The organism is Terriglobales bacterium (genome assembly GCA_035691485.1).
Lineage (GTDB): Bacteria > Acidobacteriota > Terriglobia > Terriglobales > Acidobacteriaceae > JAIQGF01.
In genome coordinates this window covers 62,932-72,995 of the sequence record DASSIZ010000003.1, presented here as the reverse complement: position 1 = coordinate 72,995, position 10,064 = coordinate 62,932, and the positions used below count along the sequence as shown (strand labels likewise).

Annotated in this window: 12 protein-coding genes; 5 read left to right on the top strand and 7 right to left on the bottom strand. The window is 62.0% G+C overall.

What is annotated here, in order from left to right:
- The 3 genes from VFI82_00475 to hisC all read left to right on the top strand — a co-directional run.
- On the top strand, positions 1 to 187 hold a 187-nt coding region (locus tag VFI82_00475; GenBank protein ID HET7183128.1), incomplete at its 5' end, for a hypothetical protein.
- Positions 188 to 435: 248 nt separating this feature from the next.
- On the top strand, positions 436 to 1,251 hold the full coding sequence (locus tag VFI82_00470; GenBank protein HET7183127.1) for a pseudouridine synthase: 816 nt from the start codon (positions 436 to 438) through the stop codon (positions 1,249 to 1,251).
- Positions 1,252 to 1,309: 58 nt separating this feature from the next.
- Positions 1,310 to 2,446, top strand: coding sequence for a histidinol-phosphate transaminase (gene hisC / locus VFI82_00465; protein HET7183126.1), 1,137 nt, complete (start codon positions 1,310 to 1,312; stop codon positions 2,444 to 2,446).
- Between the two features lie 75 nt (positions 2,447 to 2,521).
- On the opposite strand, the gene VFI82_00460 is transcribed toward hisC, so the two are convergent.
- A complete protein-coding gene (locus VFI82_00460) occupies positions 2,522 to 3,592 on the bottom strand; it encodes an ROK family protein (GenBank protein ID HET7183125.1) in 1,071 nt (356 codons plus the stop codon).
- A 22-nt stretch (positions 3,593 to 3,614) separates the two neighbouring features.
- A complete protein-coding gene (gene mutM, locus VFI82_00455; GenBank protein HET7183124.1) occupies positions 3,615 to 4,529 on the bottom strand; it encodes a bifunctional DNA-formamidopyrimidine glycosylase/DNA-(apurinic or apyrimidinic site) lyase in 915 nt (304 codons plus the stop codon).
- 214 nt (positions 4,530 to 4,743) lie between these two features.
- Between mutM and VFI82_00450 the strand changes: the two genes are divergently transcribed.
- Positions 4,744 to 6,084 carry an adenylosuccinate synthase gene (locus VFI82_00450; protein HET7183123.1) on the top strand — a complete coding sequence of 447 codons (1,341 nt, stop codon included), beginning with the start codon at positions 4,744 to 4,746 and terminating at the stop codon, positions 6,082 to 6,084.
- 80 nt (positions 6,085 to 6,164) lie between these two features.
- Complete coding sequence (locus tag VFI82_00445) at positions 6,165 to 6,452, top strand: putative quinol monooxygenase (protein HET7183122.1); 288 nt, start codon at positions 6,165 to 6,167, stop codon at positions 6,450 to 6,452.
- A gap of 34 nt (positions 6,453 to 6,486) precedes the next feature.
- On the opposite strand, the gene VFI82_00440 is transcribed toward VFI82_00445, so the two are convergent.
- The 5 genes from VFI82_00440 to VFI82_00420 form a co-directional block, all read right to left on the bottom strand.
- Complete coding sequence (locus VFI82_00440; GenBank protein ID HET7183121.1) at positions 6,487 to 6,675, bottom strand: 2-hydroxymuconate tautomerase; 189 nt, start codon at positions 6,673 to 6,675, stop codon at positions 6,487 to 6,489.
- A gap of 17 nt (positions 6,676 to 6,692) precedes the next feature.
- The gene (gene ndk / locus VFI82_00435; GenBank protein ID HET7183120.1) at positions 6,693 to 7,118 is read right to left on the bottom strand and encodes a nucleoside-diphosphate kinase; all 426 of its coding nucleotides are present in this window, start codon (positions 7,116 to 7,118) and stop codon (positions 6,693 to 6,695) included.
- Positions 7,119 to 7,199: 81 nt separating this feature from the next.
- Positions 7,200 to 8,084, bottom strand: coding sequence for a succinate--CoA ligase subunit alpha (gene sucD / locus VFI82_00430; protein HET7183119.1), 885 nt, complete (start codon positions 8,082 to 8,084; stop codon positions 7,200 to 7,202).
- 14 nt (positions 8,085 to 8,098) lie between these two features.
- A complete protein-coding gene (sucC, locus tag VFI82_00425; protein HET7183118.1) occupies positions 8,099 to 9,274 on the bottom strand; it encodes an ADP-forming succinate--CoA ligase subunit beta in 1,176 nt (391 codons plus the stop codon).
- A 144-nt stretch (positions 9,275 to 9,418) separates the two neighbouring features.
- Positions 9,419 to 9,940: a hypothetical protein gene (locus VFI82_00420; protein HET7183117.1), complete on the bottom strand. Its 522-nt coding sequence runs from the start codon at positions 9,938 to 9,940 to the stop codon at positions 9,419 to 9,421.
- Positions 9,941 to 10,064 lie beyond the last annotated feature (124 nt).

The window sequence follows — 10,064 nt, the reverse complement described above, 5'->3', positions numbered from 1 at the left end:
CCGCGGCGACCGTGACGACAACTACGGCGCGTGGAATGCCCGCGGCGACCGTGACGACAACTACGGAGTGTGGAATGCCCGCGGCGACCGTGACGACCAGTATGCCCGGCGTGGTGACCGCGATGTGCGCCGCTCTCAGACGTGGGGCTACAGCAACATGCGTCACGGGACGCGTGACGACCGCTAAGGTTTAAGGCCGGAAGTTTTCCAACCAGCTGGACGAAACCCTGCTCGGGAACCGACGAGCAGGGTTTTTGTTCGCCGGAAAATAGAAAAGTTCCGAAGGTTTTGAAGGTCTCGAAAGTTTCGCGTAATGTCCGGGACCCCGAAACCTTCTTCTTCCGAAACCTGGTGGCGGGGCATGCCTTCTGCCCCCAACCGCATTTCGATAAATCCTGCTGGACGCATTTCGCCAAAACTCATCTAATGAGAGGCATGTCTGCTGAACGCCTGCAGAAGATCATGGCCGCCGCTGGAATCGCCTCGCGTCGCCACGCCGAGGCGATGATTGCCGCCGGGCGGGTGTCGGTGAACGGGCAGATTGTCTCCGAACTGGGCAGCAAGGCCGATCCGGAGTCCGATCACATCCGCGTCGATGGCAAGCTGCTGCGCGGCCCGCAGCGCCACGTTTATTTCATTTTGAACAAGCCCAAGGGTTACGTGACGACGGTCACCGACCCCGAAGGCCGTCCTACGGTAATGAATCTAGTGCAGGGACTCGGCGAGCGCGTGTATCCGGTAGGCAGGCTCGATTACTTGAGCGAGGGCCTGCTGCTGATGACCAACGACGGTGCCCTGGTCGAGCGCCTGATGCATGCCTCCTCGCACGTGCCGAAGACGTACCTGGTCAAAGTGAGCGGGCAGCCGTCGGAGGAGGCAATTGAGAAGTTGCGGCGCGGGATCGTGCTGCGCCCGTCTCCCAAGGACGGAATGTGCGTCCGGAAGGAACTTCGTTCCTCCTCGCGCGATGCGACGCGCACGCCCTCCAGGGAACGAAGTGCGAAGACCGCGCCTGCCAGGATCCGCCTGCTCAAGGAAGCGGCGAATCCATGGTATGAGGTCACGCTTATCGAAGGACGCAACCGGCAGATCCGGCGCATGTTCGAGCAGGTCGGCCATCACGTGGAAAAGATCAGGCGGGTACGCTACGGCCCCCTGGAGCTGGACGTCGAGCCGGGAAAGTTTCGTCCGCTTACGGCGGCCGAGATTGGACGCCTTAAGGCGGCGGTGAAGCAACGCGCGCCGCGGTAACCGGTTCGCCAATCGCCGCTCCGCGGGCACGCATGATAGAAGAGGCCATGAGCCACAGATGAGCAAATTTGAGAAAGTAGTTCCCCAACATGTACGCGCCCTGGGCGGCTATGTTCCCGGTAAGCCCATCAAAGATGCTGAGAGGGAAAGCGGCGTGCGTTGCATCAAGATGGCGTCCAACGAAAATCCTTTCGGGCCTTCGCCCTTGGCGGTCGCGGCCCTGCGCCGCGCGGCGGAAGAGGTAAATCTTTATCCCGATAACGAGGTCACAACCCTCCGGCAGCACCTGGCGAAGCTGCACGGCGTGGGCACAGAAAATATTCTGGTGACCGCGGGTTCGACTGCGTTTCTGGTCTTGGCCGGGCGCACGCTGCTGGCCCCGGGGCTGAATGCGGTGACCAGCGAGCGCTCGTTCATCATTTATCCCATCGCGACCGAAGCCGCCGGCGGACGCCTGGTTCGCGTCCCTATGCGCGACCACACATTCGATCTCGAGCGAATTCTGGCGGCGATCGATGACCAGACGCGCATCGTCTATATCGCCAACCCGAACAATCCGACCGGCACGATTCTCCGTCCGCAGGCGCTGGACCGCTTCATGGCCGCGGTTCCGGAGCATGTCTGCGTGGTGCTGGACGAAGCCTATTGCGACTTCGCCGAGTTCTTCGCTCGCGAGCGCGGCGTCGAGTATTCCCATTCCATGCAGTACGTGCATGACGGCCGCAATGTCGTGGTCCTGCGTACGTTCTCCAAGGCGCATGGTTTGGCGGGGTTGCGCATCGGGTACGGCATCGCGCCGGCGGAACAGATTTCCTATTTCACTCGCATGCGCACCGTCTTCCAGGTCACCAATGTTGCCGAAGCCGCTGCCCTGGCCGCCATCGAGGACGAACACCACATCCGCAAGACGCTGCAGAACAACGCCGCCGGCGTGGACTACCTGTCGTCCAAGATCGCCGAGATGGGATTGCGCATCGTGCCCACCTGGGCCAACTTCGTTTACGTGGACGTCGGCGAGGATGCTGCGGCGTTGGCGCAGCGTATGCAGGACGACGGCATCATCATCCGCCCTCTGACCGGGAACTGGGGAGCGCCGCGGGCGGTCCGAATCACCGTGGGCACGCCGGAACAGAACCGCAAGTGTGTGGCCACGCTCAAGAAGGTGGCGGGCAAAGTAGTGGTCGCGGCGGACTAAATTTCAAGAATCATGTCTTCTGTAGCGACGGAATTCATTCCGTCGTGGGCGGCGGAATCAACTCCGCCGCTACAATCACGCCCGTTTGCGTACGCTCTCGCTCGCGTGCTCCCTCGCCTCATTGGCAATCATCGGCAACCGCGCCGCACCGTAAAGACCGGCATCGCTGCCCAGCAGGGCGCGCGTGATGATCGTCGGCTGGCCCATCGGTGCTGTGCTCACCTCCGCTGAGGCGCCTGCCGGCGGCGTGACCCGTTCCGCGGGCGCCGTCGCCGCATAGACCATCGAGCGCTTGCGCACCTCGTCGAACATTGCCGGGCTGAAAACGCTCCACGCGCCGGAGACGCCGCCGCCGATGACGTACATGTTCAGGTTCAGCATGTTCACCAGGTCGGCGACCACGATGCCCAGCGCCCAGCCGACGCGGTTGAAGATTGCCTGCGATGGCTGGTCGCCCTGGATGGCAAGGTTGTACACGACCTTGGCGCTGAACTCGACATCGCGTGCGTTCGCAGCCTGGGCGAGTTGCGGTGCTCGGCCGTTAGTGATGGCTTCGCGCGCCATCCGCATAATCGCTGTAGCCGAAGCGTACTGCTCCACGCAGCCGATGCTGCCGCACTTGCAGGGTGGCCCATCAGGATCGACGGTTATGTGACCGACCTCGCCGGCCATGCCGGTCATGCCGCGCCAGATTGTGCCGTCCAGCACGATGCCGCCACCCACACCGGTGCCGAGCGTGATCATGCACATCGATTCCTTGCCGCGCGCAGCCCCGAGCCATGCCTCGCCCAGGGCCGCGGCATTGGCGTCGTTTTCCAGGACCACGGTGGCGTTGAGGCGGCGTTCGATCTCGTCGCGTACGGGATAGTCTTGCCACCCAGTCAGGTTGGGAGACTCGCGCAACATCCCCGTGCGCTTGTCGATGATGCCGGGGATGCCGATGCCCACGCCGATCATCCGACCGGCTTTGCTGAACCTGGCCGCCAGCTCGCGGATGGCGTCCGACATTTCCGTGATGACGAAATCGCGGCCGCGCGACACCTGCGTGCCGAGGGTCACCTTCTCCAGCAGCGTGCCCTGCTCATCGATCGCCGAGATACGAAGGTTGGTGCCGCCTAAATCGACTCCTATCGCGAAAGTTGGCATGTTTGCATTGTAAACGTCGCGGCTATTTCTGGCATTTCGGGCAGTAATGGCTGCTCCGCCCTGCAATGACGATGCGCTTGATGGGGGTCTTGCACGCCAGGCAACCCTCTCCCTCGCGGCCGTAGACGCGGTGCTGGAACTGGAAGAACCCGGGTTCGCCCGCCGAATCCACGTAGTCGGAAACCGATGATCCCCCGGCGGCGATGGCTTCGTTGAGCACTTGCTGCACCGCTCCATACAGGCTCTGCAGCTCGGCGCGGGTGAGCGAGGCGGCGCGCCGCCGCGGCCGAATGCCGGCGCGGGCGAGCGATTCGTCGGCGTAGATGTTGCCGATGCCACGCAGCAGGCTCTGGTTCAGCAGCGCGCTCTTGATTGGCGTCTTGCGCCTGCGGAAAAGGCCGGTGAAAAGCTCGAAGCCGATGTCCAGCGGTTCGGTGCCGACGGTCTCAAAGGGCTCGCGACGCACCGCCAGCTTTCCAAACATCCGCGGATCGACGAAGCGCATTTCCCTTCCCGACTTCAGCCGCGCCATGAGGTGCGTGTGCTTGGGCAGCGGAGAATCGGGCGTGACCACCAGCAGCCGGCCGGTCATGCCCAGGTGCACGATGAAATGAGCATCGGGTGATCCGGTGACCGAATCGGATGATCCGGTGATCTGGTGATCTGGTGACTGAGATTTAGGTTTCTTCGTCACCCGATTCCCCGATCGCCCGATCGCCCGATGTTCGGATCGCCCGATCAACAGATCAATCACGATGTGCTTGCCCATGCGGCGCACGGCGCTAATGCTGGAACCGGTCAACACGGCCACGATTTCCTGCGCTGGCGACTTCAGCGGCTGCTTGCGTCCGCTGAGCCACACATCTTCGATCACGTCGCCGACAACGCTGGTACGCAAGCCTCGTACGACGGTTTCCACCTCAGGAAGCTCAGGCATCGGAAAAGCATAGCAGCCGGCATTTCCGGGCAGCATTCTGCGGCTCGGGCCAGGGATCATCCGGGCGCGTAAACGCGAGACTCTGATTGCTGAAAGCTTCCGGCCAATGTAAAATTCAACGTACACTCCTTCGGCAGGCGCTTCCCGGTAATCCAGGCTTGCAACACCGCGCCGCCGTCAGTGTGCGCATTCCGCTCGCACGCGAGGCAAGCAGTTGAAATCCAAAACTGCAGTCGTGGTCGGCGCCCAGTGGGGCGACGAAGGCAAAGGCAAAATCGTGGACGTGCTGTCGTCGCGCTTTGAGGTGGTGGCGCGCTATGCCGGCGGCCACAATGCCGGGCATACCGTCACCATCAAGGGCAAGCGTTTCGTCCTGCAACTGGTGCCCTGCGGGATTCTGCGCGATGGCTGTCGCGCCGTAATCGGCAACGGCGTCGTGCTTGACCCTTTTGCGCTGTTGAAGGAAATCGACGCTCTGCGGGCGGCAGGCGTTCGCGTGGATGGAAATCTTTTTGTCAGCAATCGCGCCCAGGTGATCCTCCCTTATCACCGCATGATCGAACTGGCGGCGGAGAATGCGCCCGGACGGGTGAAAATCGGGACCACGTCGCGCGGCATCGGTCCCGCCTACGAGGACAAAATGGGACGCCGCGGGCTGCGCGTCGCCGACCTGCTCGACCTCGATCTGCTGAAGAAGACAATTGAGAACGCGTGCCGTGAAAAGAACATGATTGCGCACGCGCTGTTTAACTCCGAGCCGCTCGATCCCGAGGAGATGTATCGCGAGTACGCCAAGGCGTCGAAGCAGATTGCCCCCTTCGTGTGCGATACCGCGGTGCTGCTCAACAAGGCGATCGCGCGCGGCGAGCCGGTGATGTTCGAAGGCGCCCAGGGCACCATGCTCGACATCGACCATGGGACCTACCCATTTGTCACCTCTTCCAGCGCCACCTCGGGCGGCGCTGTCATCGGCACCGGTGTCGGTCCAACCTCGATCGGAACCGTGATTGGGGTCACCAAGGCGTACTGCACGCGCGTCGGGGAAGGTCCGTTCCCCACCGAGCTGCACGACGCGATGGGGGAGACCATCCGCAAGCGCGGCAATGAATATGGCGCCGTCACCGGTCGGCCGCGGCGGTGCGGCTGGCTCGATTTGCCCTTGCTGCGTTATGCCGTGATGATCAACGGGATCTCCTGGCTGGTTGTGACCAAGCTGGACGTTCTGGACGAGATGGCGGAGATTCCGGTGTGCGTCTCCTATAAGATCAACGGGAAAAAGACGACGGAGATTCCGGCGCAGGCTGGGGGCTACGACAAGATTGAGTGCGTGTACCAGACGCTGCCGGGCTGGCATAAGTCCACCGAGGGCATCACCGCCTACGACAAGCTCCCCCCCAAAGCGCGGGAGTATATGGCGTTCATCGAAAAAGAGAGCGGCGCCAAAGTGGGCATGATTTCGACCGGGCCCGGACGCGAGCAGACCATGCTGACGGACGAATTCGCGGCGGAACTGGAGAAGCTCACTCCGGGACAGCGGCAGCAAAGCGCTGTCTGAGTTCCGGCACTCCGTTTCGACTTCACCGATGACGGTCCTCGATTGCTCGCCACTTGCCCGGCCATTTAGAATCACTCGCCATGCTCGTTCTGCTAGTGCAGTTCACGGTGAAGCCGGGCGCGGAAGAACAGGCGCGGCACTACATCAAAGTCATGCAGGAAGCCAGCCGCAAGGAACCGGGTTGCCGGATGTACGTCGGGCACCAGTCCTCGAAAGACCCGCGGCGGTTCTTCTTCTACGAGCAATATGACAATGCGGAAGCGCTTGATGCGCACCGCGCGTCGTCGTATTTCCGCGAGAACGTAACCAACGGGCTGGAAAAGTTGTTTGAAAGCGTGACCCGCGAACTGTGCCAGCCGGTAGGATAGCGGCGGCATCGATCGCCATCTCCGGCAATGGCGATTACTTTTTATCCAGCATCAGCACGCCGCCGCGAGCATAACTGTCCCAATCCACGTCCACGAAGGTCACGACGATGCCGTCGCGAGGCGTCTTCGCCTCCTCTACCATGACGTCGGTAATGCGCTCCGCGATCTTCCTCTTCTGCTCCGTGGTGCGGCCTTTGAGCAGGGTGATTTGGACCAGGGGCATATGAACTCCCGACGGTTCTAGTGAACCAGTTCGTAGCCCGCGAAAAAGTACGAGAGTTCGAAGCGGGCCGTGTCCTCGGCGTCGGAACCGTGGGTGGCGTTCTTCTCGATGCTCGCGCCCCACTTCTTGCGAACGGTGCCTTCCGACGCGTTGGCCGGGTTGGTAGGTCCCATCAGGTCGCGCCAGGCCTTGATCGCTTCTTCCTTCTCGAGCGCGACAACGACGATGGGCCCGCTCGACATGAAGTCGGTCAGCGAATCGAAGAACTGCTTGCCGGCGTGCACCGCGTAGAAGCCCTTTGCTTCATCTTTCGAGATGTGCAGCATCTTCATGCCGATGATTCGGAAACCCTTCGACTCGATGGTGGCAAGAATGTCTCCGGTCGCGTTGCTTGCAACCGCGTCCGGCTTAACGATGGCGAGAGTGCGTTGCAGAGTTTTCATTCGTAGTGAGTTGTCCGTGAAAGAAAGTTTCGGAAGTTTCAAACGTTCGACGTGAAACCTCCGAAAACTGCGAAACCTCAGTTAAGCCCGCGCGCCGGCGCCGATCACCGAGAGCACCGTGTCTCCGATGTCGGCGGGAGACTTCGCCACCTTGATGCCGGCCGCTTCCAGGGCGCGAATCTTCTCCGCCGCTGTGCCGTGCCCGCCGCTGATGATGGCCCCGGCGTGGCCCATGCGCCGGCCCGGAGGCGCGGTTTGCCCGGCGATAAACGACACCACTGGCTTTTTCACGTGTGCCCCGATGTAGTCGGCCGCGACCTCCTCGGCATTGCCGCCGATTTCGCCGATCATGACGATCGCTTCCGTCTGCGAGTCGCGGTTGAACAGCTCCAGTGCATCCACAAAATTCGTGCCGATGATCGGATCTCCTCCAATGCCGATGGCGGTGCTCTGGCCAATGCCGCGCTGCGTCAACTGGTACACCGCTTCGTAGGTCAGCGTCCCGGAGCGCGAAACAATGCCCACCGGACCCTGGCGATGGATGTGTCCGGGCATGATCCCGATCTTGCATTTGCCCGGCGAAATGATCCCCGGGCAGTTGGGTCCGATCAGGCGCGAGCGCCGGCTCTGCAGGAACTCCCAGACCCGGACCATGTCATTGGTCGGCACCCCCTCGGTGATGCACACAATGAGTTCAATCTCGGCGTCGGCGGCTTCCATGATGGCATCGGCCGCAAACGACGGCGGGACAAATATGACGGACGCGTCGGCGCCGGTCTTGTCCACCGCCTCCTGCACGGTGTTGAATACGGGCCAGCCTTCATGTGTAGTGCCGCCCTTGCCGGGCGTGACACCGCCCACGATCTTGGTGCCGTATTCGGCGCACGCCTTGGCGTGGAAGGTACCTTCCTTGCCGGTGAGGCCCTGGACCAGGACCTTCGTTCTTTCGTTAACCAGTACGCTCATGATTTTTCCATTACCTAAGCTCTGCCGGCGGCTGCAACCACTTTCTCCGCCGCGTCTTTCATGGTCTCAGCGACAATGAAGTTCAAGCCGGAGTTCTTTAGGATCTCCCGCCCCTGCTCGACGTTGGTGCCTTCCAGGCGCAGCACGATGGGAAGCTGGATCTTGGTCTTGTGCGCCGCTTCCACCACCCCGTGGGCAAGCCTGTCCACGCGCAGGATGCCGCCGAAAATGTTGATCAGCACCGCGCGAACATTCTTGTCGCTGAGCAGGATTTCGAATGCGTGCGTGACCTGCTCTTCATTGGCGCCGCCCCCGACATCGAGGAAGTTGGCAGGCATCCCGCCGGCGTACTTGATGATGTCCATCGTGGCCATGGCGAGGCCGGCGCCGTTGACCATGCAGCCCACGTTGCCGTCGAGCTTGATGTAATTCAGACCGTACTTGCTGGCCTCAACCTCGAGCGCGTCTTCCTCGGTGATGTCGCGCAGGTCGCGAATGTCCTGGTGGCGGAAGAGCGCGTTGTCGTCGAAATTGACCTTGGCGTCGAGCGCGATCAGGCGCCCGTCCTTGGTGGTTATCAGCGGGTTGATTTCCACCAGCGATGCGTCGGTTTCAAGATAGGCCTTGTACAGTCCGCTCAGAAACGCGACCGCCTGGTTGACCAGTTTGCCGCTCAAGCCGAGGCCAAAGGCGATGTTGCGCGCCTGGAACTGCGCCAGGCCGACCGCCGGCTCGATGTGCTCTTTCAGGATTGCTTCCGGATGTTCGGCGGCGACTTGCTCGATCTCCATGCCGCCCGACTGCGACGCCATGACCAGTAGCTTGGCCTCGGCGCGGTCGAGGAGCATGCTGAGGTAGAGTTCGCGCTCGATCGGCAGCGTTTCTTCGACAAGAAGCCGGCGCACCACGCGGCCTTCAGGCCCCGTCTGGTGGGTCACCAGCGTCATGCCGAGCATCTTGGACGCGAGCTCGCGCGCTTCCTCGATCGACTTGGCGATCTTGACCCCGCCGCCCTTGCCGCGTCCCCCGGCATGGATCTGCGCCTTGACCACAACGCCCTCGGCGCCCGCGGACATCAGGCGGCGCGCCACGTCCTCAGCCTCTTGCGCAGTGGTGGCCATTTCGCCGCGCGGCACCGCAACACCGTACTTCGCCAGAATTGCTTTTGCCTGGTACTCGTGAATTTTCATGGTATGAATCCGCCGCGCAAGTGGGATCCTGAAACCACGGCGAAACGTGTGATTGTATAAAACCCGGCCCGCTCCGTAAACGTAATTGCACGCGCCGGGAACAAGATCACAACCAGCTGTGATGACGGCGATTGCGGCCGGGAGTCACTTCTTGGTGCGCTTCGCCGTGGCCTCGATGTACGTCTTGAACTTGTCCGGCGCTTCCGGGGCAGCGATTTCAAACGTGAGCTTCAGCTCGTTGTCGCTGGTTTTGCTGTAGGTCAGGCGGTAGCGAGGTCCCCGCTGCGCCGGGTCACTCGCCATCACCAGCCTGCGGCCGCCGTCCCCCAATTCCACCAGGTAGCGAATGACGTGGCCCTCATTGTCCCAGTATTCGGCGCGAGTCTTGCCGGCCTGCTCGTCGGCATAGATGACCATCAGGTCGTCGTGGCGGTAGGAGGGCTTGCCGTTGGTGGCAGGATATTGCGAGTAGTTGTGGCGTACCAGGATCGCTCCCTGCAGTTCCGGCGAGAAAGTGAAGCTCCCCGTGCCCTGCCCCGGTCCTCCGCCGCCGGCCCCTTCCCAAGTACCGAGGAACGGCTGCCATTCTACCCATTTATCTTTCGGGACTTCTTGCGCGAGAACGACACCGGACAGCAACGCGAGTACGAATACGAACCGGCGCATGGATCCTCCTGCGAGACTGCGGATTATACGGTGATGTTTCCCATCGGGCTGTGGGTGGTCCACCCTGGCCGCTTTTGCCAGGGATTCTCTGGACCTGCTCGTCACCTGCTGCCCGATTGCCTGA